Raw genomic sequence first — 24,028 nt, 5'->3', positions numbered from 1 at the left:
GTTAGGAGATACAGATCTTGAGGCACTGCTTGAGACGCAATCGGATTGAAGCGTAGGCGACGTCATAGTGAATACAAAAAAGGCGGAGGTTCAAGAGGCCAATAGAAACCGCTGGCAGCTCATCGACCGGGTCGTTGCTTGGATACGCCGCTCAACTGTGAGCCGGGCTCGAGCAATAGAGAGAGCTCCTGCGTCCTATCGGATACGAAAGGACATCGGGTTGGCCCGAGATAACCCGAAACCAATATCCGACCGAATGGACGAGATGAGAAGAAGGCATGGCGGCTGGTTTTAGCCGCCGGATTTGCAATCTATCAGTTCTGCCTTCCAGCGATCAATGCCGGCCACGCACAGATCTGCAAAATGACCTAGCGCTTTAGCTTCGGCGTGATGGGTGCTTGCGCAATTTAGAGCTGCCGTGCGCGCTTGAGTATCGTGCCGGCGCAACACGACGCGAGATCATCGAGGCTTGGGATCAATTCGATCGCGCTCTACAACGCATCATCGTCCCACCGCTTGGCGAGCCTCGGGAACCGCAGGCGATACGTGCGCGGACCCGCCGATTCACGCGCCAGGACGCGCGCGAGTGCGATGCGCGGGCGGGCTTAGTTGTGCGCAGGCCAAGGATGCTATCCACATCTCCGCTCCATGTCCGCAACCAAGATCATTTGGCATCAAGTCATCCTGGTCTGTCTCGTCGTGCTCGCGTTCCTCTGGGCGGCAACCGAATGGACAGCGTGGCGACTTGCCTTTCAGCCACAGCTTGGACCTGCCTGGTTCAACCTTGGGCATTGGCCGATCTACCAGCCGACCGCCTTCTTCCCTTGGTGGTTCAAATTCGATGCTTACGCGCCAATAATATTCCTTGAGGGCGGCGCCATCGCCGCCAGTGGTGGCCTTGCGGCAATCGCACTCGCGATGATGCTCTCCGTTCTGCGCGCGCACGAGGCGAGAAACGTCACCACGTACGGCTCGGCACGCTGGGCGGATGCACGCGAGGTGAGGCGGGCCGGACTTTTGGGGCCTGATGGCGTGGTACTCGGCCGCTTCGAGGACAATTATCTGCGGCATGACGGGCCCGAGCACGTGCTCTGCTTTGCCCCCACACGCTCCGGCAAGGGCGTTGGCCTTGTCATACCGACACTTTTGACATGGCCCGCCTCCACAATTGTCCACGACATCAAGGGTGAAAACTACCAGTTGACCTCTGGCTGGCGCTCGCGCATCGGGCCGGTGCTGTTATTCGATCCGACCGATCCAGCCAGTGCCGCATACAACCCCCTTCTCGAAATTCGCCGTGGCGACTGCGAAGTGCGAGACGCTCAGAATATCGCGGATATTCTTGTCGATCCGGAAGGGGCACTCGAACGTCGGAATCATTGGGAAAAGACCAGCCACTCTCTCCTTGTCGGTGCGATCCTGCATGTCCTCTACGCCGAGGCCGACAAGACCCTCGCCGGTGTCGCCAATTTCCTTTCGGATCCATCCCGTTCGATCGACGTCACTCTCAACGCAATGCTGGCGACACCGCATCTTAAAACCAGCGTTCATCCCGTCGTTGCCTCAGCCGCGCGCGAGCTTCTCAATAAGAGCGAGAACGAGCGCTCGGGCGTACTCTCAACCGCCATGAGTTTCCTCGGCCTCTACCGAGATCCCGTGGTCGCGAAAATCACCGCGCGCAGTGACTGGCGAATCCGCGATCTGGTGGACCCTACGCAGCCCGTCTCACTCTACCTCGTCGTGCCCCCCTCCGACATCGTTCGGACCAAGCCGTTGATGCGGCTCATCCTCAATCAGATCGGCCGAAGATTGACCGAGAGCCTGGATGGCGAGCGACGCCGACAAAAGCTTCTGCTGATGTTGGATGAGTTCGCCGCGCTCGGCCGGCTCGACTTCTTTGAGAGCCAGCTGGCCTTCATGGCCGGGTATGGCATCCGCGGCTTCCTGATCACCCAGAGCCTCAATCAGCTCGAACGCGCCTATGGTCAAAATCACGCGATCCTCGACAATTGCCACGTTCGGATCGCCTTCTCGACCAATGATGAGCGCACCGCCAAACGCGTGTCGGATGCGCTCGGGACGGCGACCGAGCTCAGGGCGATGAAAAACTATGCGGGGCACAGATTGAGCCCGTGGCTTGGACATCTGATGGTGAGCCGTCAGGAGACCTCTCGCCAGTTGCTGACGCCGGGCGAGGTCATGCAGCTGTCACCTAAAGAAGCGATTGTGATGGTCTCCGGCTTGCATCCTGTACGCGCCACCAAGGTCCGTTACTATGAGGATCCGCAGTTTCAGCGGCGCCTGTTGCAGCCGCCGCGAGCTCAACTGAGTAGCATTCCTGCACGGGCGGATGATTGGTCAGCCCGCAGCCCAATTGCGCCTTCAACCCATCTCCTGTCGAGGCGCAAGCACGGGGGCGACGACCCGAATGGAGGTCTTCGCCGCGAACCGGAACTGCCTCAGCATGAGGAGATCGAGGTCAAGGCACCTGTCGCCGACCACGAGTTCGATGCCGACCTCGACGAGGCCGATGCTGATGACGTCCATGCCCGCGCCATGACCGAGCCGATGCAGCGCGTGGCAAGGACCGCCAGTCTCGACCCGGATGATGGGATTGACCTCTGAGCGCACCAAAATGAAAAAGATCCAGCTCAGCATCTACCTCGACCCAGAGACGTTCAAAACTCTCGATGCGTTCGCAAAGCATCGTGGGCAGCCCAAGTCGCTGGTTGCGGAAGCTGCCATCGCTTCGTTCCTTGGTCCTGATGATTCCGACCGGCGAGAGGCGGTGATCGCAAAACGCCTAGACCGGGTCACGCGGGTCCTTGAGCGACTGGAACGCAATGATGGCATCACGCTTGAGACGGTTGCGCTCTTCATCCGATTCTGGCTGACCTCGACCCCGGCGCTTCCGGAGCATTCGGGCCCGGCCGCACGTGCCAAAGGGGCCGAACGCTATGATCGTTTCGTTGAGGCCCTGGGAAGGCGTCTTTCAAGCGGCTCGACCGTCCTGAAAGAGGTGAGCGTCGATTTGCACGCCTCTGAGAAAGCCGAGTAGAGCGTGTTCCGACGGACGGGCGATGTTGCAGTGCCGCCCATTGAAATGACTGACCTGCAATCGCGCAAGGGAACGACGGGCTGTGCAAACTCGGCAGCTCGCCCAAGCGTCATGATCTCGGCCGACCAATAGACCGCTCTCGCACCCCCCTTCAATCAGGGCGCCATTTCTTTCCTTCGCTACGCCAGGCCACGAAAGGCGGTTCAGTGCCGTTGAAGTGACGTCCGACCTGCTTCTTCTTCCTCCAGCCGTCGGCTGGGAGCGATTCAGCGGCTTCGATCGGATCTACGTCGCGGCCGAAGCGCCGTGGCGTGGCCTGGTACGGCTGCAATGCAAGAAAGCGGAATATGCAAGGCAATGGAGACCTCGAAACGCAGACCAGCTCGGGCCTGAACGGTGATGAGTCGGATGCTCTGCCGAATCTGAGCGAAGCGCCGCGGACTAGAAAGATAACCGTTCAGCTCTCAGAGAGCATGTTCGAGCGACTGGACGCTGCGACCAACCGCCCGGGGCTCGGTAAAAGCATGGTCGTCGAGACAGCGCTGGAGCGCTTCTTTAATCCTGCGCCACCCGCCGAAAGGCTGGTCGAGGAGGCGCTGGACCGGATGATTGGTCAGATGACCAGGCTTGAACACGCGATCGCAATCATTGCCGAAACTGTCGCCCTGCACGCGCGCTATCAGCTCACCGTGACGCCGCCCATGCTGCAATCCCATCAGGGCGAGGCTTGCCTGCTTGGCGAGCGGCGCTTCAAGATTCTGGTCGAGCAGGTCGAGCGGCGGGTACGGCTCCGACAACCATTGATACAGGAGACGATCGATCGGCTCGGCAGGGCCGGTCGAGCTGCCCATGAGGCTCCCAGCGGCACGTCAAAGATTGGGGCGGAAGAACAACCGGATTCGAAAGGTCTGTCCACGACCGCCGCTGAGGAGATATCCGAGCCAAATGCTGCCGCCGGGGAGGGCGGCAGCACGGCGAGCTTTCGGAATCTGCCCAACTCGTTTTGCTGAGCCAGCTGGGCCGGCTGTCACCCGCGCGCTGGGGCACAGTCCGACGCCGGTATTGCCCGAAAACATATTTGGGCCGCTTCCAATGTGGAGGCTCATAGCGTGTGCTTTTCTTCCTTTTGCGGCCGGATACTACCTTGCGTACCTGTTCCGAACGATCAACACGCTGATTGCTGGCCGCCTCGCTTTCGATCTTGGGCTTGGCGCTGCCGAGATGGGCTTGCTCACGTCAGTCTATTTCCTGGTGGTTATGGCAGCGCAGATTCCGATCGGTATGTGTCTCGACCGCTTCGGACCGCGACGGGTGCAGGGCGCGCTCTTGGCCGTCGCCGCAGCGGGGGCCGCGCTCTTTGCACTATCGACGGGATTCCTATCGCTTCTCATCGCTCGCGCGATGATCGGACTTGGGAGCGCCGCGTCCCTGATGTCTGGCCTCAAAATCATCGTCCTCTGGTTTCCAAAAGAACGGATGGCCGTGATTAATGGCTTTATGATCATGCTGGGATCGTTCGGGGCGGTCACAGCGACAGCTCCTGCCGAGGTGGTTCTGGACCGGGTCGGCTGGAGGGGGCTGTTCGGAGCGCTCGCAGCCGTGACTGCGCTTGCCGCAGTTTTAATTCATGTTGTGGTTCCTGAACGACCCACAAGGCCACAGCCCAGCAGCAAGCCCGTCAGCCTGAGAACCGTCTATTCGGATGCCCGGTTCTGGCGAATTGCGCCGTTATCGGCGACTTGCATCGGATCGGCCTGGGCACTGCAGTCCTTGTGGGCGGCACCCTGGCTTTGTGATGTGGAACGGCTGAATCGAGCGAGTCTCGTCAATGAATTGTTCCTGATGGCGGTCGCTCTGAGCTTCAGTGCATTAGGCCTGGGCGTGCTTGCAAACTGGGTGCGCCATCGCGGTAAGAAGACGGAAGCCGTCCTTGCTGCCGTGGCAGTGATGTTGATTGGAGCCGAGCTTGTGCTGATCGTGCATCCACCTTGGCCGTCGCTGCTGCCATGGTTCGTGGTGTCGGGCGCTGGATCGGCTACGGCTCTGACCTACGCCATCATAGGAGATTATTTCCCGACCCACCTCGTTGCACGCGCGAATGGCGCCCTGAACGTTCTGCAATTTGGCTGGGCATTCGTTGTGCAGTACGGGACGGGACTGATTCTGGAGCATTGGCCTCTTGAGGCTGGGCATTATCCCTTGATTGCCTACCAGGTCGCGTTCGGAGTGAACATGTTGCTGCAGCTTGCAGCGCTCGTCTGGTTTTCCGTCCCGCCGCTTGGTGGCCGGAAACGGAAGGCCGAGGCTCCTGCCATAAGCCTGGCAGCGGGCGGCCGGAGCTCGGTTGAGGTCGTTGTTCCAGCGGCCGATCTCGTCCTGCTGGAGGGGGATGAACATGCTGAGTGGTGAAGCCTGCCTGTTGACGGGCTGATCTCCTGGACCTTCATTCTGTGGCGCGTCGGAAGCATTCTTTCCGGATCTTTCTTCTTCTACGCCAGGCTACGAACCGCATTCTCCCATTGTTGCGATGCCGCTGGTTCTGCCTTTTCTAGTTGTCTCCATGAGAGGCCGCTGATCCTTGGCTGCCTCGATGAGCCTTGGGGGCAGTTGTGGCAATCCATTCGTTCCATTCGGAAGCCGAATTGCGTGGCGCACGCATGCTCCGCACCGCGCTTGGACCTGCGATCGCGGGCTTTTTGGAAGATCCGTCCGTGGTCGAGGTGATGCTTAACCCCGATGGACGACTGTGGATCGACCGGCTATCGAGCGGGCTTGCCGATACGGGCGAGAGCCTGTCCGCAGCAGACGGCGAACGAATTGTCCGGCTGGTGGCACATTATGTGGGTGCCGAGGTTCACCCCGGCTCGCCCCGTATTTCGGCTGAGCTGCCGGAAACCGGCGAACGTTTCGAAGGCCTGTTGCCGCCGGTCGTTGCCGCACCGGCGTTCGCGATCCGTAAACCCGCGATCGCCGTGTTCGGCCTGGACGACTATATCGCTGCCGGCATCATGAACGCGGAGCAGGCGAACGTGCTTCGTCATGCCGTTGCTGCGCGCAAGAACATCCTGGTCGCGGGCGGCACGTCGACCGGCAAAACGACGCTGACGAATGCGCTTCTCGCCGAGGTCGCCAAGGGATCGGATCGCGTTGTCCTCATCGAAGATACGCGCGAGCTTCAGTGCAGGGCGCCCAACCTGGTAGCGTTGCGGACCAAGGACGGCGTGATCTCCCTCTCTGACCTGGTTCGCTCTTCGCTTCGCTTGCGCCCCGATCGTATTCCGATCGGAGAGGTCCGCGGAGCCGAAGCGCTCGATCTGCTCAAAGCCTGGGGAACTGGCCATCCCGGCGGCATCGGCACGATCCACGCCGGCACGGCGTTGGGGGCGCTGCGGCGGCTCGAGCAGCTCATCCAGGAGGCCGTGGTCACCGTTCCGCGTGCGCTGATAGCGGAGACCATCAACGTTATCGCCGTGCTTTCCGGCCGGGGTGCCCAACGGCGCCTCAGCGAGCTCGCTTCTGTCACCGACCTTGGACCATCGGGCGACTACAGCCTTTCGAAAATTGGAGAACAGTCATGATGACGCGATCACATCTCGGGCGGGCCTTCCTTTCGGCTACAGCGTTCGCTTGCCTGTACCTGGCGAGCGCGCCGGCCTTTGCTGCCGGCTCGAACATGCCCTGGGAGCAACCGCTCAACCAGATCCTGCAATCGGTCGAAGGTCCCGTCGCCAAGATCGTCGCAGTCATCATCATCATCGTGACAGGGCTTTCGCTTGCCTTCGGCGACACCTCAGGCGGTTTCCGGCGGCTGATCCAAATCGTGTTCGGTCTGTCGATCGCATTTGCCGCTTCCAGCTTCTTCCTGTCGTTCTTTTCCTTCGGCGGCGGGGTGGTGATCTGATGGATGAGCCAGTCGCAGGCTTTGTCGCCCCCGTCCATCGCGCGCTCACCGAACCGATCCTGATGGGTGGTGCGCCGCGTTCAGTCGCGATCCTCAACGGAACATTGGCTGCCGCACTCGGCCTTGGCCTGCGCTTGTGGCTGGCCGGCCTTCTTCTCGCGTTCATCGGCCACATGGCTTCGGTCTGGGCTGCCAAGCGCGATCCAGAGTTCGTGGAGGTTGTGCGCCGCCACGTTCGCGTCCCCGGTCATCTCAGCGCATGAAGTTGTCCCATGATGAATCTCGCCGAATATCGCCGTTCAAATACGCGTCTTGCCGACTTCTTGCCCTGGGCCGCCCTAGTCGATGAGGGAATTGTCTTAAACAAGGATGGCTCGTTTCAGCGGTCGGCACGGTTCAGAGGGCCTGACCTCGACAGTGCCGTGCCGGCTGAGCTCGTTGCGGTGGCAGGCCGACTGAACAACGCGCTCCGTCGTCTCGGCTCCGGGTGGGCTGTCTTTGTTGAAGCGCAACGGCATTCGGCTGGACGCTACCCGCCGGACATGTTCCCGGATGTCGCATCGGCCCTCGTGGATGCGGAGCGGAAAGCGCAATTCGAGGAAGCCGGCAGACACTATGAATCGAGCTACTATCTCACATTGCTCTATCTGCCCCCGGCAGAGAGTGCAGCGGCTGCGGAGCGTCTCCTCTATGAGGGCAGCTATCGCAGCGCAGGAGCGGACGCGCGCGAGCTGCTCAGGGGCTTCGTCGATCGGACCAACCGCGTGCTGCAGCTCGTTGAGGGCTTCATGCCGGATTGCGGCTGGCTCGATGACGAGCAAACGCTGACCTACCTTCACTCGACAGTATCGACCAAGCGGCACCGGGTGCGCGTGCCGGAAATCCCGATGTATCTCGACGCGCTGCTCGCCGACCAGCCGTTGACCAGCGGGCTGGAACCGATGCTGGGCGACGCACATCTGCGCATCCTGACGGTCGTGGGATTTCCGAGCGCGACCACACCCGGAATTCTCGATGATCTCAACCGCCTGGCGTTCCCGTATCGCTGGTCGACCCGTGCCATCATGCTCGACAAAACAGATGCCACAAAGCTCCTGACCAAGATCCGGAGGCAGTGGTTTGCCAAGCGGAAGTCGATCGCCGCGATCCTCAAAGAGGTGATGACGAACGAGGCCTCCACGCTTCTTGATACCGATGCCCACAACAAGGCGATGGACGCCGACAGCGCGCTCCAGGAGCTGGGTTCCGATCAGATCGGCGAGGCCTTTGTGACTGCAACCGTCACGGTCTGGGACAGGGATCCCCGCGCGGCCGACGAAAAGCTCCGCCTCGTCGAAAAGGTGATCCAGGGCCGCGACTTCACCTGCATGACCGAGACGGTGAACGCGATCGAAGCCTGGCTCGGCAGCCTGCCGGGCCAAACTTACGCCAACGTCCGCCAGCCGCCGGTCTCGACCTTGAATCTGGCCCACATGATTCCGCTGTCTGCCATCTGGGCGGGAGAGGCGAGGGACCATCATTTCAAGGCCCCTCCACTGTTCTTCGGCAAGACCGAAGGATCGACGCCATTCCGGTTTTCTCTTCATGTCGGCGATGTCGGACATACCCTGGTGATCGGACCGACCGGCGCTGGCAAGTCGGTGCTGCTCGCGCTGATGGCTCTGCAGTTCCGGCGATATCCGTTGGGCCAGATCTTTGCCTTCGACTTCGGCGGTTCGATCCGCGCAGCTGCGATCGCCATGGGGGGCGACTGGCACGATCTTGGCGGTGCGGTCAGTGGAGGATCCTCCGAGTTTGTGGCGCTCCAGCCGCTTGCGCGAATCGAGGACGTTGGGGAACGCGGCTGGGCGGCCGATTGGATAACATCCATCTTGAGCCGCGAGCGCATCGAGGTCACCCCCGAGACGAAGGAACATATCTGGTCGGCTTTGACCTCGCTCGCCTCGGCGCCAGTTGGGGAGCGCACGTTGACCGGGCTCTCCGTCCTTCTCCAATCCAATGCCTTGAAGCGCGCGCTGCAGCCCTACTGCCTCGGTGGTCCCTTTGAGCGGCTCTTGGATGCGGAAGGTGAGCGGCTGGGAGAGGCCTCCGTTCAGGTGTTCGAGACCGACGGATTGATCGGCACCGGTATCGCCCCGGCGGTTCTGTCCTATCTGTTTCACCGGATCGAAGACCGGTTTGATGGCCGTCCCACGCTGCTCATCATCGACGAGGGGTGGCTTGCACTGGACGATGCCGATTTCGCCGGCAAGCTCCGCGAATGGCTAAAGACGCTGCGCAAGAAGAACGCTTCCGTCGTGTTTGCCACCCAATCTCTTGCCGATATTGACGGATCCGCAATTGCGCCCGCAATCATCGAGAGTTGCCCGACCCGGATCCTGCTGCCGAATGACCGCGCCATCGAGCCGCAAATCATGGCGACCTACCGCCGCTTTGGGTTGAACGATCGGCAAATCGAGATCTTGGCGCGAGCGACGCCGAAGCGGGACTACTACTGCCAGTCGCGCCGGGGCAACCGACTGTTCGAGCTCGGCCTCGGCGAAATCGCGCTTGCCTTCGCGGCCGCGTCTTCCAAGGCCGACCAGGCTCTCATCGAGCAGGTCCTTAAGGAGCACAGCCAGGACGATTTTGTCGAGGCCTGGCTGAAGACACGTGATCTCGGTTGGGCCTGCAATCTCATTCCGCAGCTTGCGAAGGAAGGAAATTTGCCATGAATCGTCTCCGTCGGCTGTCGGCAGCGAGCTTGATCGCTATCGCCCTCGTTCATGTCCCCCGGGACGGCGAGGCGTTGATCGTCTTCGATCCGAACAATTACGTGCAGAACGTGCTCACGGCTGCGCGCGAGCTGCAGCAGATCAACAACCAGATCTCATCGTTGCAGAACCAAGCACAGATGCTGATCAACCAGGCGAGGAACCTGGCGAGCCTGCCATATTCGTCGTTGCAGCAGCTCGAGCAATCGATCCAGCGTACCCAGCAACTGCTTGGCCAAGCTCAACGCATCGCCTACGACGTGCAGCAGATCGATCGCGCCTTCTCCACGACCTACGCGCCGGCATCATCGAGCATGTCTGATGGGGGCATGGTCGCCAACGCGCAAGCACGTTGGCAGAACTCGGTCGCCAGCCTGCAGGACGCGATGCGGGTGCAAGCAACCGTCGTCGGGAATCTCGATACCAATCGGACCCAAATGTCGGGTCTGGTTACAGCGAGCCAGGGCGCGTCGGGCGCCCTTCAGGCAAGCCAGGCAGGCAATCAGCTACTTGCGCTCCAAGCGCAGCAGCTATCGGATCTTACGGCAAGCGTGGTCGCGCAAGGCAGGGCGCAAACGCTTGACGCTGCGCAGCGCGCAGCAGCTCAGGATCAGGGCAGAGAGCAGCTGCGGCGATTCCTCGCCCAAGGCCAGGGCTATCAACCAGCAACCGTGCAGATGTTCCACTGATGATGAAGATCACATTTGAACGGTTGCCCATGGCGATGGCAGCGGCGCTTATGGTTCTCGCCATCGCGGCTTGCGCCATTCGCCTGCGGAGCGACGAGAGTCCACCCGAATCTTCCACGCTCGCTCCCAAGGGTGATGCGGCCGCCGCAAAGCTCAACCAATGCCGCACCGTTACCTACGAGCAGAAGGACGCTCTCCTCGAATGCCAGAACATTTGGGCCGACCAGCGCAGCCGGTTTTTGGGGGGAAGGGGATCTTCGAACGGTTCGGATAGCCGGGCGGGCGTCGGACCTTCGCCATCTCCTGTGCCGCGTAAGGACGAAAGCCGTGTCTCGCCCGGTTATCCCCCCGTTCCAAGCCAAAGCGAGTGAGCCATGGGCGGCACAGGCGTCATCGACCAATTCCTGGAAACCTTCACTCGCTACATCGATTCCGGATTTGGCCTCGTCGGGGGCGAAGTCGGTTATCTCGCGACCACATTGGCTGCGATCGACCTCACGCTCGCCGGCCTGTTCTGGTCCTTTGGGAGCGACGAGGAGATCATTGCCCGGCTCATCAAGAAGACTCTGTTTGTCGGCGTGTTTGCCTACCTGATCGGCAATTGGAATAGCCTTGCCCGGATTGTCTTCGAGAGCTTTGCCGGTCTTGGACTGAAAGCCTCAGGGACCGGCCTCTCATCGGCAGATTTCCTGCGGCCGGGCCGAATTGCGCAAGTCGGGCTCGATGCTGGCCGTCCGATCCTTGACTCTGTTTCCGGGCTGATGGGCTATGTCAGCTTCTTCGAGAATTTCGTCCAGATCGCTGTCCTCCTGTTCGCCTGGATGACGGTGCTGCTGGCCTTCTTCATTCTCGCGATCCAGCTCTTCGTCACGCTAATCGAGTTCAAACTGACGACGCTAGCCGGCTTCGTGCTGATCCCTTTCGGCCTCTTTGGGAAGACCGCCTTTGCGGCAGAACGGGTCCTCGGCAATGTGATCTCGTCAGGTGTGAAGGTTTTGGTTCTTGCCGTCATTGTCGGTATCGGATCGACTTTGTTCTCGCAATTCACGTCAGGCTTCGGTGGCAACCAGCCCACGATCGAGAACGCCATGGCGCTGGTGCTCGGTGCTCTCTCTTTGCTCGGCCTTGGCATTTTCGGACCCGGCATCGCCAATGGTATCGTTTCTGGCGGCCCGCAGCTTGGCGCGGGTTGTGCCGTGGGCACAGGCCTCGCCGCAGGCGGAGTGGTTGTGGCCGGCGCTGGTCTTGCGGCCGGCGCCGCCGGTCTTGCCAGCGGCGCCATCGCGGGCGCGGCGCGCGGAGGAACCGTCATTGCGAGTGGCGCGACGAGCGTGTTTCGGTCGGCGAGCCAGGCCGGCTCCGAGGCGAGCGGTTCGGCTACTGCAAGCCCCTTGCGCTCGATCGCAGCTGGTCTCGGTGCAAGAGCGAGCGATGTCGGTAAGCGGGAAGGGAGTTCTACGATTGCTTCCGGCAGCGCGCCCGCATGGGTTCATCGGATGAAGCGGGCGCAGACCATCCAGCATGGGGCATCAGCTGCAACGCACGCGATCCGATCGGGAGATCACGGCGGGGGCGGCGGGTCAGTCGACCTCTCGGAAGGCGATCGCTGACGCTTCTCTCCCTTAATCCTGTTCTCAGTCATACCTCGGGGGCAAACGATGTTCAAACGATCGGCCGTTCACTATGGCCGCACACCGGAAGCAGTCACTCCTTATCAACGCGCAGCCCAGGTCTGGGATGACCGCATTGGCGCAGCACGCGTCCAGGCAAAGAACTGGCGCCTGATGGCTTTTGGTTGCCTGTTTCTGTCCGCAGGATTTGCCGGCGCCCTGGTCTGGCAGTCAGCGCACGGCACGATCACGCCCTGGGTGGTCGAGGTCGATCAATTGGGCGAATCAAAGGCCCTCGCGCCTGCGAATGCCGGCTATCAGCCGACCGACCCTCAGATCGCGTTTCACCTAGCGCGCTTCATCGAGCACGTGCGGGGCCTGCCGATGGACGCCATCGTGCTGCGTGAAAACTGGCTGCGCGCCTACGACTTCACGACGGACCGGGGCGCGGCCACGCTCAATGACTACGCCCGCAACAACGACCCCTTCGCCAAACTTGGCAAGACGCAAATTGCAATCGAGGTCTCGAGCGTCATTCGGGCGTCGCCAGAGAGCTTTCGTCTGGCCTGGATCGAGCGCCGTTACGACAACGGCCAGCTTGCCGTGACCGAGCGATGGAGCGCGATCATCACCGTCATCGTGGAGATGCCACGTGATCTGGATCGGCTGCGGAAGAATCCACTGGGCATCTATGTCAACGCAATCAACTGGTCGAAGGAGCTGGGCTAACCATGCCGTTACATCTTGTTCATGCGTCGCGTAAAGTGCGGCCGCGATTGCCTCTGGCTCTTCTGGTCTGTGTTTCCACTCTTGGCGGCTGCACCACGTTCAAGCCGCCGCAAATCAGCTATGACAACGACATTCCGCCTACGCCGGATTTGCCAGCGCTTTCCGACGATCGCCCGAAGCCGCTGCATGTGCCGCCGGCCTGGAAGGCGGCGCGCGGCGGCAAGAGCGCGGAAGCCAAGGAACCGGCGGAGCGCATTGAGACCGCAAATGACGCCGCGCGCGTCGAGCCGCGCAAGGCCGGCTACTACAATGCCGTGCAGGTGTTTTCCTACAGTCCAGGCGCCCTCTATCAGATTTACGCCGCACCAGGGCAGATTACCGACATTGCACTCGAGCCTGGTGAGCAGCTGATCGGATCGGGACCTGTTGCCGCCGGCGATACCGTGCGCTGGGTGGTCGGCGACACCGAAAGCGGCAGCGGCGACACGCGCCGTGTCCACATCATGGTCAAGCCGACGCGGCCCTCGATCGAGACCAATCTTATCGTCAACACCGACCGACGCACCTACCTGGTCGAACTGCGCTCGCGCGAGAAGCCCTACATGCCTTCGGTTGCGTGGTTCTACCCGGAAGATAAAGACGCACGTTATCGGGCGCTGCCGCCGACACCCTTCCTTCCGGATCTTCCCGCGCGTCGCTACCGTTACGCTATAGAGGGCGACAGCCCGCCTTGGCGTCCGGTCAATGCCTATGACGACGGTCGCAAGGTCTATATCGAGTTCTCGCCCGGCATTGGCCAGGGTGAGATGCCACCATTGTTCGTGATCGGGCCTGACGGCAACACCGAGCTTGTCAACTACCGCGCCTATGGCAACGTCCTGATCGTGGACCGCTTGTTTGCGGCCGCGGAACTCCGGCTAGGCGAGGAGCACCAGCAGAAGGTCAGGATCGTGCGAACTGACGGGAGGTCGCTGTGACCGATACGGGCCAGTCAAACGATACGGCCAACGATGCGCGCCGGGTTAGGCCACCGGAAGAGATTGCCGAAGCATTGCGGCTCCGGCCAGGGCGGCCGCAAGTGGTACGCCTGTCGCGCAAAGTCCTTGCCGGCGGCAGCGCCCTTGTGCTCGTGCTCATCTCTGGTGCGGTGTTCTGGGCTCTGCAGCAGAAGCGCGCAAGCACGCCGGCCGTGGAGGAACTTTACGCGACCGACCACCACAATGTTGCCGATCAGCTTACAACCCTGCCGAAAGATTACAGCGAGATTCCGAAAGGCGTGCCTCGTCTCGGGCCGCCCTTGCCAGGCGATCTCGGCCGGCCGATCGTCGCCGCCCAAGGCTCGACGACCTCAAGTCCGCTCGGGGTGGATGCCGAACAGCAGCGCGTCACCCAGGAGAGCGAGGCGGCGCGCACCAGCAAGGTGTTTGCCAGCACGAATGTCCGTCCCTCGGCTGCTGTGACGTCGGCCAGCGAAGCGCCATCGAATGCGACGACGTCATCTGATGAAGCGTTCGCCCAGAATGGCCAGGACCGGAAGCTTAGCTTCGTCGGCGCATCCGTCGATCGCCGGACGACCAGCCCTGATCGCCTCGTGAGGCCAGCGTCGCCGTTTGTGGTGCAGGCCGGCACGGTCATTCCGGCTGCTCTCATCACGGGTATTCGGTCCGATCTGCCGGGGCAGATCACCGCGCAAGTAACGGAAGCCGTCTACGACAGTCCAACCGGGCGAGCTCGCCTTATCCCGCAGGGGGCAAGGCTGATCGGCACGTACGACAGCCAGGTTGGTTTTGGCCAGTCGCGCGTGCTGCTGGTCTGGACACGGTTGATGATGCCAAACGGGCGTTCGATCGTCTTGGAACGGCAGCCTGGCGCAGATGCAGCTGGATACTCCGGCCTCGAGGACCAAGTCGACAATCACTGGAAAGAGCTCTTGGGCGCCGCTGCGCTTTCGACGCTGCTCGCTGTCGGCACGGAGGTCAATTCGGGCGCGGACACAGGCAGCACCAACAGCGACCTCGTTGCTGCGCTCCGGCGCGGGGCGGGGGATTCCGCAAATCAGACGGGGCAGCAGCTGGTTCGCCGCAATCTCAACATCCAGCCAACGTTGACGATCCGCCAGGGCTTCCCGGTGAGAGTGATCGTCAACCGCGACCTCGTGCTCGAGCCCTATAGGGGATAAGGCGATGGCAAAGCTCAAGCTTGGAGCGATCGAAGATGACAAGCCGATCAAAGTGACGCACGAACTGCCGGCAAACGTCCACCGGGACCTCGCTGCCTACGCCGAAATCCTGGCCCAGGAAACGGGACAACCCGTACAGGATCCAGCCAAGCTGATCGCACCCATGCTGGCGCGGTTCATGGCGGCGGATAGGAGCTTTCGGAAGGCGCGACGGGCGCGTCAACGTCCGAGCGGAGCCAAGGAGTAGCGCTCAGAAAGCAAGTTCAGAACGCGGCACAACGTGGAGTTTTCGTCATCCGCTCGCCACTATGCCGAAAAATCGAACCGGCTGGCGCCGATGCCAATCGCGCAAGACGAGGCTTGCAAAACGATTCCTCCGTTCACGCTTATCAGGCTCTCCGCGGCTGACGTCGTGGTGCTCGATTGTTTTTCGATTCTCAGGCGAAACTAGCTTGGAAAACAGAAGATCTCCAACCTCTTTTCCGGCATCAGTGGTTCAATAGCACTGTCTCACCCAGCAGCTCAGTCCGGCGAAGAATGTCACGCGCAGTGAGGGCATGATCGTGCGGCAAGGCGACCAGAACGCGCTCGGCTTATAAGCGCAGAGCTTACGTTGACGTTGGCGCCGTCAGGGGATTGAACGGCTGGCTTCGTCGATATGATTGAGTGGCGCCGACCGGTCACAGTAAGGAGTCAAGATTCAGAGTAAATTCCTCCACCTCGCCTTACGAAAGATGCTTTTGCATCGTTGTCACCTGTAGCAAGACTCTTGGAGGAGCTTCGAATAACGTACTCTGCTAGGTCTCCTCGACGTACATGCAGGAGCTGCACGGTCGGCTTTGTCCGGTTTGCGACAAAGCTGTCTCGGATGTGCCTCCGATCTCTATGCGCGAATTTCCAAGGTAACGGCCGCCGTAGGGCTAGCTCATCGAAAGAAACAGCTGGAGCACGTAAGGGAAAGGCGTTCGCCGTTCGCTCCTATTGTGAGGCGCGCCCGTAGGATTGCGCGACCTTTGGCAATGGCATCGCACTTGCAACGAACGAAAAATATCAGCTCGAGAACCTTATCGGGGAGCTGCGCACCGGGCGTAGGCGAGCGCACCCAGAAGACGGGTGCCCCACTCACGAGCTCGTTCTCTCAGGAGTACCCTGTGATACCATCTTCTGACGGGTCAGCTGGCCTGCTCGCGACTCGGATCGCATTTTTTGTCGCCGGATTCGGCCTCGCGGCCTGGGCGCCGCTGGTGCCGCTTGCCAAGGAGCGGCTCGCGGCAGATGACCGCATGCTTGGTCTACTGCTTCTCTGTCTCGGCGCTGGATCAGTCGTCGCGATGCTTTTGACCAGCGTTTCGAATGGGCGGTACGGCAGCAAGCCCATGATACTAGCGGGCGGACTTGGCCTGGCGCTTATCCTGCCATTGCTTACTATGGCCAACACAATTATCGGCCTAGGCACCGTGCTGTTTGCGTTCGGCGCTTCAGTTGGCTCGATCGATGTAGCTATGAACATTCACGCAATCGAAGTGGAGCGCGCCACGGGCCGTCCGTTGATGTCCGGATTCCACGCCCGGTACAGCATTGGCGAATTCGCTGGCTCTGCCGCCATGACCGCGTTCCTTTCGCTGCGGCTTGATCCATTTGCTTCGACGCTGGTTTGCTCGGCACTAATGATGCTTGCAATTGTGTCGGCCTGGCCGCGGTTACTCGCAACAGGTCGGACGCAACGGGGACCATGGTTTTTCTCCCCCCATCGCAGCGTGTTGTTAGTTGCTGCACTCGCGGCTATCACCTTTCTTGTGGAAGGAGCAATGCTCGACTGGAGCGCCTTGCTTCTCATTGGTCGGGGTCTCCTCGCGGAGGCGCACGGGGGTCTCGGTTTTATGCTCTTCTCCATCGCCATGACCGTGGGCCGTCTCGGCGGAGATGCCGCCGTGGCACGATTCGGCGACCGTGCCCTATTAATGTTCGGAACTCTGCCGATTGTGACGGGTTTCGTGGCTGTAGTGGCCGCGCCGGTTGCGGTAATTGCGATGATGGGCTTCCTGCTTATCGGATTAGGCATTTCGAATATTGTACCGGTCCTATGCCGCTGCGCTGGCAAACAGAAAATGATGCCGGTGGGCCTTGCGATCGCGGTCATCACGACGGCAGGCTACGCGGGTATACTTGTGGGTCCCGCCAGCGTCGGGGTTATCGCTCATGTGGTTGGTCTGCCTTTGGCGTTCGGAATGTTAGGTGCGCTCATGTGCCTCGTCACGCTGTCGGCGCGGAAGGTGATGGCGGAACTATCGCTAGGTGTGGGTGAAGAGGAACATTGGCGCGTTCCGATTCCATGATCGGCCACGGCTCGGCATCGACTTCAGATCGTGCTTATCGAAACGCTCGACTTCATCAGAAGTAGAACAACACATCCGCGATCATGATCATTCGACGTCTTCATGCCAGTCGGTTGGTCGGGCCGGTGGCCAGGATGTACCCGGCCACTCAGATGTTGGTATCCAACCGGTCGCCGTGTTGACGAAGAAGGCCGGTAACAACCCAAAAAATCACATGGCGAAGTAGATTATTACCGAGTGGCTCGGGCCGCCAGATGGCTAGCAGATTCACCGCTGACTGGTCGTGGACGACTGTCCCCCCTCAAGCCCGCTTGCCGGGGACGAGCAAGATCGCTCTGGCGGCTTTTATTGCTGTGGGCGAGATACGCCCGGTACGCCAACTCAATGCCCTCCTCCAGTGAGGTCCGGGCGCGCCAGCCGAGCTTGGCTAGGCGGCTGACGTCAAGGAGCTTGCGCGGCGTGCCGTCCGGGCGCGAGGTGTCGAAGCTGATCTCACCGCGATAACCGACGGCCGCGGCGACCAGGAGTGTGAACTCGGCAATGGTGATGTCCTCGCCGGTGCCGATATTGACCAATTCCGGCGACGAATAGGTCTTCATCAGATGGACGCAGGCATCGGCGAGATCGTCGACATAGAGGAATTCGCGGCGCGGCGTACCGGTGCCCCACACCACAACTTTGGTTGCGCCCGAGACCTTGGCCTCGTGGAAGCGGCGGATCAGAGCGGCGACGACGTGGCTGTACTCGGGGTGATAATTGTCGCCGGGGCCGTAGAGGTTGGTCGGCATCACGCTGATGAAATCTGAGCCATACTGGCTGCGATAGGCCTCGGCCATCTTGATGCCGGCGATCTTGGCGATGGCATAGGGCTCGTTGGTCGGCTCCAGCGGGCCGGTCAGCATCGAATCCTCGCGCAGCGGCTGCGGCGCCAGGCGCGGATAGATGCAGGACGAGCCGAAGAACATCAGCTTCTCGCACCCATTGGCATGGGCCGCCTGAATCACATTGGTCGAGATCGCGAGATTGTCGTAGAGGAATTCGGCCCGCAGCGTGTTGTTGGCGACGATGCCGCCGACCTTGGCGGCGGCGAGGAACACGGCCTGCGGCCGCTTCGCGGCAAACCAGGCGCTCACCGCGGCCTGGTCGCGCAAATCGACCTCGCTGCGCGACACCGTCAACAGATCGGCCTGTTCGCGCGCCAGCCGGCGCATCAGCGCCGAGCCGACCATGCCGCGATGGCCGGCGACGAAAACCGTCTTGCCCTTCAGTTCAAACGTGCTTGCCATTGCCCGCGTCCTGCCTGGCCTCAGCGAGATCGCTGGCGACCATCTCCTGCACCAGCCGCGCGAATGGCGTCTTCGGGGCCCAGCCGAGCTTGGCGCGTGCCTTGCTGGCGTCGCCGATCAGGAGATCGACCTCGGTCGGACGGAAATAGGTCGGGTCGATCTGCACCAGGGTCTTGCCCGACGCCTTGTCGACGCCGACCTCGTCGACGCCCTTGCCGCGCCATTCGATGCTGCGGCCGACCTCCGCAAACGCCAGCTCGACGAACTCGCGGACCGAGCGCGTCTCGCCGGTCGCGAGCACGAAATCATCAGGCTCGTCGGCTTGCAGGATTTTGTGCATGCCTTCGACATAGTCGCGGGCATGGCCCCAGTCACGCTTGGCATCGAGATTGCCGAGATAGAGCTTGCTCTCGAGGCCGACCTCGATGCGGGCGACGGCGCGCGTGATCTTGCGCGTCACGAAGGTCTCGCCGCGGATCGGGCTCTCATGGTTGAACAGGATGCCGTTGCTGGCGAACATGCCATAGGCCTCACGGTAGTTCACCGTGATCCAGTAGCCGTAGAGCTTGGCGACGCCATAGGGCGAGCGGGGATAGAATGGCGTGGTCTCCTTCTGCGGCACCTCCTGCACGAGCCCGTAGAGCTCCGAAGTCGAGGCCTGATAGAACCGCGTCTCCTTTTCCATGCCAAGGATGCGGATCGCCTCCAGAAGGCGCAGCACGCCGATGGCGTCCGCGTTCGCTGTATATTCCGGGCTCTCGAAGCTGACCTGGACGTGGCTCTGGGCGGCGAGGTTGTAGATCTCGGTCGGCCGGATCTGCTGCATCAGCCGGATCAGATTGGTCGAATCCGTCATGTCGCCGTAGTGCATCAGGAACGGCACGTTGCCGGCATGCGGGTCCTGGTAGAGATGGTCAACCCGCGCGGTGTTGAACGAGGACGACCGGCGCTTGATCCCGTGCACGGTGTAGCCGAGGCCAAGCAGATATTCGGCAAGGTATGCGCCGTCCTGCCCGGTGATCCCGGTGATCAGCGCCACGCGCCGCTTTGAGTCCTGAGCCGCCATCGTCTCTCTTAGTTGCGTTGGAAAGAAAGCCCCCTAGGAAGCGCCATTTGCGAAGCGGTTTATCGGGAGATCTAGATGCGCTAGCGCGCTCCACCCGCAAATAGAGGAAAGCGATCGTTAGCTCCAATCATACACATCAGATGGGCATGCACACTATATACATTGATTTGTATTGGCTCGGAGGGGGCAGTGTAGTTGAGATTCAAGAAAGGAAATCAACTAACCCCCGCAACCTTCCTGATACCCGCGATGCCCCTACGCTGTCGAAATGGATGACAAACGCCGTTACGCGCAGCCGGCCGCGCTCCGGCGATCCAAAGATAGAAGCCGACGGTCTGCGTGTTCCTTACCTATCCTCAACGCATGTTATATGCATTCTGACGTAGTCTGGTGATGGCCGGAGAGAGACGTGTTGAGGCCCCAAGTTGCAAGTCAGGAGATGTCAGTGCACGGCCGGAATGACGGCATGCAGGCAGCACTCAGCGACCGTGAAGCCTGCGCATCGATATCGTAGCCCGCAAAGCGTGCGGCCCGTGCCTTCATCTTCTAACAGGACACGCAGTCTGGGAAGCGGCAAGGTCATCGACCATATTGATGATAAACGCCTCCGCCAACAGCCTCTTCGCGTAGGCAGCGGACGGTCGACGCAACTACGAAATGCGTAGACTTGCAAACGTCGGTATAGTTCTTCAAACGTTTCAATATCGAAATCTTACGTTCGTACAATAGAGCTATCGATGCCGATCGTTAGTCTCATCCCGGCTAGCATAGCTTGCATCCGTTCGAGTATGATCAGCCTCTTAAACCAGCGCGACAAAATGTTTCCAATAACGCATGACCACTCACGTAACGCATGACAATTCACGCTAGCGCGCGCTGCGCAAATTCCATGCGGAAACCGTGGGAAGATTGCATTCTTCCGCCTGCAAAATGGGCGCCGCCGATGCGGGATGTGAGCCTCTCGAAGAAGTCTTTCAACGAGACGCAAGGACTTGGTTGCCCGCTGCACCAGTCGCCATCCGATTTGGGGGCGCCGCCGCACAGTTTCTTGGGAGTTTGAACTGAAGAGTCGTGAATGGCTCACGGTGATGATGAGCCAAACCACGACACACGCCAGTCGCAGCCAAATGGTGGCTTGTACTTGATGGCTGTCACCCAAAGCGAACTGTGGCTAAGCGAGACGATGATGGTTGAAAGAGACTAACTCACGCTTGTGAATGCTGCGGCAATGGCCGCAGCAAATCCCGAAATTGAACGCTGGTTATCATCGGGCAAGCGGTTTTCATGAAGAGCTTCCTGTAGGAGGAACGTTAACCTCCTTAAACTTCGGTTGCATTGGTCGGTATGTGTGGAATTGTCGGCATCTTGGGGTGTGGTCCGGTCGTTGGGCAGTTGATCGCTTCGCTCAAGCGATTGGAGTATCGTGGCTACGACTCCGCAGGAGTTGCTACGCTCGATGGTCTCCGTATCCAGCGGCGGCGCGCTGAAGGTAAATTGAGAAACCTCGATGAGCGGCTACACCGGCATCCGCTGTCGGGTCATATCGGTATTGGTCATACCCGATGGGCGACTCATGGAAGGCCGACCGAGAGCAATGCCCATCCGCACGCGACGGAAAATGTCGCGGTCGTTCATAATGGGATCATCGAGAATTTCCGCGAGCTGAGAACCGAATTGGAGCGGAATGGAGCCCATTTCAGCTCTGAGACGGACACCGAGGTGGTTGCGCATCTCGTTGAATCTTATCTCATGAATGGCTACTCGCCACAGCAGGCGGTACAGGCATCGCTGCCGCGGCTGCACGGAGCATTCGCGCTGGTATTCCTGTTCAAAGGCCACGAAGATCTTCTGATCGGTGCGCGCGAGGGATCACCCCTTGCGATTGGGCATGGTAATGGCGAAATGTATCTAGGATCGGACGCGATCGCGCTCGCGCCCTTGACCGATTCCATTACCTATCTTGAAGACGGCGACTGGGCCGTGCTTACCCGCACGACTTGCGTGATCTACGGCGCGGACGGCGCTATCGTTCACCGGGAAACATTAAAGTCCGGCGCGTCGTCGCTCCTGGTAGACAAGGCGAATTATCGCCACTTCATGGCCAAGGAAATCCACGAGCAGCCGATAGTGGCCGGGCAGACATTGGCTCATTATGTCGATATTAGCGCCGAGCGCGTAGCCCTGCCGCTCAAACTGCCGTTCAACTTCAATTCCATTCAGCGCATCTCGATTACGGCCTGCGGCACGGCAAGCTACGCCGGTCACATCGCCAAATACTGGTTCGAACGGCTAGCACGCCTGCCGGTCGAGATCGATGTGGCATCTGAGTTCCGCTACAGGGAGGCTCCTTTACGCAAGGGCGATCTCGCGATCGTCATTTCGCAGTCGGGGGAGACCGCTGACACGCTGGCCGCGCTGCGTTACGCCAAGAGCCAGGGTCTGCACACGATATCTGTGGTCAACGTCCCGACCTCGTCGATTGCGCGTGAGAGCGAATCCGTGTTGCCGACGCTAGCGGGACCAGAAATCGGCGTCGCCTCCACCAAGGCATTCATCTGCCAGCTGGTGGTAATGGCGGCGCTTGCTCTGGCAGCAGGCAAAGAGCGGGGTAAGTTGAACGAGATCGATGAATCGAAGCTTGTCCGCGAGCTTATCGAAGTGCCGCGGCTGATTGCTGCGGCGCTGTTGATCGAGCCGCAGATCGAGAAACTCGCGCGTCATGTCGCTAAGTCGAACGATGTGCTCTATCTCGGTCGAGGCACATCGGCTCCCCTTGCACTGGAGGGGGCGCTCAAGCTGAAGGAAATCTCGTATATCCATTCAGAAGGCTACGCCGCTGGCGAGCTCAAGCACGGACCGATTGCGTTGATCGATGAGACCGTGCCCGTGGTGGTGATCGCGCCTTACGACGCGGTTTTCGAAAAAACCGTCTCGAACATGCAAGAAGTTGCGGCTCGCGGTGGCAACATCATCCTGATCACTGATGCGAAGGGCGCTTCGGAAGCGACGTTGGACACGCTCATGACCATTGTGTTGCCGGACATGGGTGGAAGCTTTACGCCGATGGTTTATGCCATCCCGGTGCAGCTTTTAGCCTATCATACTGCCCTCGTTATGGGGACGGATGTGGATCAGCCGCGCAATCTCGCAAAATCAGTCACCGTCGAATAGGCAGCCGCGGCATGTCGTGGTGATTCTCCGTTGTCTGGCCATTAGGCTGCGGTAGCTGCGCCAGCTCCGCGGAGTCAAAATCCTGAAAGGTTGTAGTCTCGCGCTTATCCATAGTTGGTCATAGTTGGCGGAGATTTGGTTATCGCGACTTCTCGGTGGCAGGGCAGCGCGCTCCCCCGAACTTATCGAGACCGCGATCGCGACATGCGTCCAGCGTGACGCGCGGCATCGGAAGGAAAGCGTCCGACGGCGCCGTTCAATAGGTGAACTATCGATTGATCCCACTCCTGATAGGCTGACATTGCGGCCATGCTCGTAGCCTCGCCGCAATCCTGACAACGCCAATGCGACGTGCATTACGTTCGTGCCGCTCTAGGAAGGCTTGCCGAAAGGATAGGAGGGCATTCACGGTCTTGCGTCAGGTTTCGGTAAGGCTGCCAGCCTATCAGCTCCGAAGGGCCTAACCAGCCTGAACCAAATGCGGCAGCAAATGCCCGCTGGGAGCACCAATCGCCATGCATAATCAGATAAATGGTTCGTCCCGGTTCCAATCCTCGCGCTTTGCCGAAGCTGACGAGCAAACGGATGCTGATAGGTTCGCGGATGCGTTCGCCAATATGAACTTAGCTGCACCGGGCTCCAGTGGCAGCTCGCCTTTGGTAACAGGACCATATTCGCTAGTTCCAAGGCCTCCTGTGATAGAGATCAATAGGTCGTCATTCATCGACGCAGCGCGAGCCTATTACGACGCGGGAATCAAGCGCATCGCCGACAACCCGCAGGAGTACTCGGAGTTCGTGTCGGCAAGAGCACGGCGAACTGCAAAAGTTGCCGAACGTTATGGAGTAACTCGAGATTCCGGCAATGCGCGATACTTCAGCTACCAATTAGGAGAAAGAAGTGTCGGGCTTCTAAGAATGGAGGGCGGTGACAGCATGCGGAGTTCGACGCCAAAAAATGGCAGGAGCTGTTTCCTGGGCGAACTGGGACGACCTCGACTGTAGATCTTCAGGTCGTTCATCCGCTCGTCGAAAACGCTGGCGATATTCTGCTCGAGCATCAACTTCGAGTGGGCGGCGAAAGGCCGTTGCTCAATTTGCGGCCGGCTAATCCAGAAGCAAGAGCACGTGCGGTACGGATGGGGTTTGTCGAGGTTGATGCCGACAATATGGTTCTCGATCCAGAGAAGTCAGACAATTGGATAAGGAACAGTGATGGTGAGTGGCAGCGAAGAGGTACTGCTGCGTGCT

General features: G+C 60.4%; 19 protein-coding genes. 17 read left to right on the top strand and 2 right to left on the bottom strand.

What is annotated here, in order from left to right; translation table 11 throughout:
• Positions 1–648: 648 nt before the first annotated feature.
• The 16 genes from ACE10Z_RS37060 (at position 649) to ACE10Z_RS36985 (ending at position 17,255) form a co-directional block, all read left to right on the top strand.
• Entirely contained in the window at positions 649–2,625 is a 1,977-nt protein-coding gene (locus tag ACE10Z_RS37060) for a conjugal transfer protein TraG (protein ID WP_375785120.1), read from the top strand.
• A gap of 10 nt (positions 2,626–2,635) precedes the next feature.
• On the top strand, positions 2,636–3,058 hold the full coding sequence (locus tag ACE10Z_RS37055) for a CopG family transcriptional regulator (RefSeq protein ID WP_375785119.1): 423 nt from the start codon (positions 2,636–2,638) through the stop codon (positions 3,056–3,058).
• Positions 3,059–3,369: 311 nt separating this feature from the next.
• Positions 3,370–4,068: a hypothetical protein gene (locus tag ACE10Z_RS37050; RefSeq protein WP_375785118.1), complete on the top strand. Its 699-nt coding sequence runs from the start codon at positions 3,370–3,372 to the stop codon at positions 4,066–4,068.
• Positions 4,069–4,150: 82 nt separating this feature from the next.
• Positions 4,151–5,467 carry a nitrate/nitrite transporter gene (locus ACE10Z_RS37045; protein ID WP_375785117.1) on the top strand — a complete coding sequence of 439 codons (1,317 nt, stop codon included), beginning with the start codon at positions 4,151–4,153 and terminating at the stop codon, positions 5,465–5,467.
• Positions 5,468–5,667: 200 nt separating this feature from the next.
• Entirely contained in the window at positions 5,668–6,636 is a 969-nt protein-coding gene (gene trbB / locus ACE10Z_RS37040; protein WP_375778927.1) for a P-type conjugative transfer ATPase TrbB, read from the top strand.
• Positions 6,636–6,959, top strand: a complete 324-nt coding sequence (locus ACE10Z_RS37035; protein ID WP_375790015.1) for a TrbC/VirB2 family protein — start codon at positions 6,636–6,638, stop codon at positions 6,957–6,959. Before trbB ends, ACE10Z_RS37035 begins: the two co-directional genes overlap by 1 nt.
• Positions 6,959–7,222 carry a VirB3 family type IV secretion system protein gene (locus ACE10Z_RS37030; RefSeq protein ID WP_342709613.1) on the top strand — a complete coding sequence of 88 codons (264 nt, stop codon included), beginning with the start codon at positions 6,959–6,961 and terminating at the stop codon, positions 7,220–7,222. The genes ACE10Z_RS37035 and ACE10Z_RS37030 overlap by 1 nt, the downstream gene beginning before the upstream one ends.
• 9 nt (positions 7,223–7,231) lie before the next feature.
• Positions 7,232–9,673: a conjugal transfer protein TrbE gene (gene trbE / locus ACE10Z_RS37025; RefSeq protein WP_375785116.1), complete on the top strand. Its 2,442-nt coding sequence runs from the start codon at positions 7,232–7,234 to the stop codon at positions 9,671–9,673.
• Complete coding sequence (gene trbJ / locus ACE10Z_RS37020) at positions 9,670–10,401, top strand: P-type conjugative transfer protein TrbJ (protein WP_375785115.1); 732 nt, start codon at positions 9,670–9,672, stop codon at positions 10,399–10,401. Before trbE ends, trbJ begins: the two co-directional genes overlap by 4 nt.
• Complete coding sequence (trbK-alt, locus tag ACE10Z_RS37015; protein WP_375785114.1) at positions 10,401–10,772, top strand: putative entry exclusion protein TrbK-alt; 372 nt, start codon at positions 10,401–10,403, stop codon at positions 10,770–10,772. Before trbJ ends, trbK-alt begins: the two co-directional genes overlap by 1 nt.
• Positions 10,773–10,775: 3 nt before the next feature.
• Positions 10,776–12,011: a P-type conjugative transfer protein TrbL gene (gene trbL / locus ACE10Z_RS37010; protein WP_375785113.1), complete on the top strand. Its 1,236-nt coding sequence runs from the start codon at positions 10,776–10,778 to the stop codon at positions 12,009–12,011.
• 48 nt (positions 12,012–12,059) lie between these two features.
• Positions 12,060–12,740, top strand: coding sequence for a conjugal transfer protein TrbF (trbF, locus tag ACE10Z_RS37005; RefSeq protein WP_375785112.1), 681 nt, complete (start codon positions 12,060–12,062; stop codon positions 12,738–12,740).
• A 2-nt stretch (positions 12,741–12,742) separates the two neighbouring features.
• Complete coding sequence (gene trbG, locus ACE10Z_RS37000; RefSeq protein WP_375785111.1) at positions 12,743–13,717, top strand: P-type conjugative transfer protein TrbG; 975 nt, start codon at positions 12,743–12,745, stop codon at positions 13,715–13,717.
• Positions 13,714–14,919 carry a TrbI/VirB10 family protein gene (locus ACE10Z_RS36995; protein WP_375785110.1) on the top strand — a complete coding sequence of 402 codons (1,206 nt, stop codon included), beginning with the start codon at positions 13,714–13,716 and terminating at the stop codon, positions 14,917–14,919. The genes trbG and ACE10Z_RS36995 overlap by 4 nt, the downstream gene beginning before the upstream one ends.
• 4 nt (positions 14,920–14,923) lie before the next feature.
• Entirely contained in the window at positions 14,924–15,166 is a 243-nt protein-coding gene (locus ACE10Z_RS36990) for a DUF2274 domain-containing protein (RefSeq protein ID WP_375778934.1), read from the top strand.
• Positions 15,167–16,073: 907 nt separating this feature from the next.
• Positions 16,074–17,255, top strand: coding sequence for an MFS transporter (locus tag ACE10Z_RS36985; RefSeq protein ID WP_375790014.1), 1,182 nt, complete (start codon positions 16,074–16,076; stop codon positions 17,253–17,255).
• Between the two features lie 230 nt (positions 17,256–17,485).
• On the opposite strand, the gene ACE10Z_RS36980 is transcribed toward ACE10Z_RS36985, so the two are convergent.
• Complete coding sequence (locus ACE10Z_RS36980) at positions 17,486–18,541, bottom strand: GDP-L-fucose synthase family protein (RefSeq protein ID WP_375785109.1); 1,056 nt, start codon at positions 18,539–18,541, stop codon at positions 17,486–17,488.
• On the bottom strand, positions 18,525–19,607 hold the full coding sequence (gene gmd / locus ACE10Z_RS36975; protein ID WP_375785108.1) for a GDP-mannose 4,6-dehydratase: 1,083 nt from the start codon (positions 19,605–19,607) through the stop codon (positions 18,525–18,527). The genes ACE10Z_RS36980 and gmd overlap by 17 nt, the downstream gene beginning before the upstream one ends.
• A gap of 1,344 nt (positions 19,608–20,951) precedes the next feature.
• On the opposite strand from gmd, the gene glmS reads away from it, so the two are divergent.
• Complete coding sequence (glmS, locus tag ACE10Z_RS36970) at positions 20,952–22,778, top strand: glutamine--fructose-6-phosphate transaminase (isomerizing) (protein ID WP_375785107.1); 1,827 nt, start codon at positions 20,952–20,954, stop codon at positions 22,776–22,778.
• Positions 22,779–24,028 lie beyond the last annotated feature (1,250 nt).

The sequence above is a fragment of the Bradyrhizobium sp. Pha-3 genome, assembly GCF_042258615.1.
GTDB lineage: Bacteria > Pseudomonadota > Alphaproteobacteria > Rhizobiales > Xanthobacteraceae > Bradyrhizobium.
The sequence above is the reverse complement of the archived record's forward strand: the minus strand, read 5'-3'. Positions and strand labels throughout refer to the sequence as shown.

Bases quoted from the DNA above. Each gene is read 5' to 3' on its own strand.
- ACE10Z_RS37060 (WP_375785120.1), top strand. From the start codon at position 649: ATGTCCGCAACCAAGATCATTTGGCATCAAGTCATCCTGGTCTGTCTC.
- ACE10Z_RS37055 (WP_375785119.1), top strand. From the start codon at position 2,636: ATGAAAAAGATCCAGCTCAGCATCTACCTCGACCCAGAGACGTTCAAA.
- ACE10Z_RS37045 (WP_375785117.1), top strand. From the start codon at position 4,151: ATGTGGAGGCTCATAGCGTGTGCTTTTCTTCCTTTTGCGGCCGGATAC.
- ACE10Z_RS37035 (WP_375790015.1), top strand. From the start codon at position 6,636: ATGACGCGATCACATCTCGGGCGGGCCTTCCTTTCGGCTACAGCGTTC.
- ACE10Z_RS37030 (WP_342709613.1), top strand. From the start codon at position 6,959: ATGGATGAGCCAGTCGCAGGCTTTGTCGCCCCCGTCCATCGCGCGCTC.
- trbE (WP_375785116.1), top strand. From the start codon at position 7,232: ATGATGAATCTCGCCGAATATCGCCGTTCAAATACGCGTCTTGCCGAC.
- trbJ (WP_375785115.1), top strand. From the start codon at position 9,670: ATGAATCGTCTCCGTCGGCTGTCGGCAGCGAGCTTGATCGCTATCGCC.
- trbK-alt (WP_375785114.1), top strand. From the start codon at position 10,401: ATGATGAAGATCACATTTGAACGGTTGCCCATGGCGATGGCAGCGGCG.
- trbL (WP_375785113.1), top strand. From the start codon at position 10,776: ATGGGCGGCACAGGCGTCATCGACCAATTCCTGGAAACCTTCACTCGC.
- trbF (WP_375785112.1), top strand. From the start codon at position 12,060: ATGTTCAAACGATCGGCCGTTCACTATGGCCGCACACCGGAAGCAGTC.
- trbG (WP_375785111.1), top strand. From the start codon at position 12,743: ATGCCGTTACATCTTGTTCATGCGTCGCGTAAAGTGCGGCCGCGATTG.
- ACE10Z_RS36990 (WP_375778934.1), top strand. From the start codon at position 14,924: ATGGCAAAGCTCAAGCTTGGAGCGATCGAAGATGACAAGCCGATCAAA.
- ACE10Z_RS36980 (WP_375785109.1), bottom strand. From the start codon at position 18,541: ATGGCAAGCACGTTTGAACTGAAGGGCAAGACGGTTTTCGTCGCCGGC.
- gmd (WP_375785108.1), bottom strand. From the start codon at position 19,607: ATGGCGGCTCAGGACTCAAAGCGGCGCGTGGCGCTGATCACCGGGATC.
- glmS (WP_375785107.1), top strand. From the start codon at position 20,952: ATGTGTGGAATTGTCGGCATCTTGGGGTGTGGTCCGGTCGTTGGGCAG.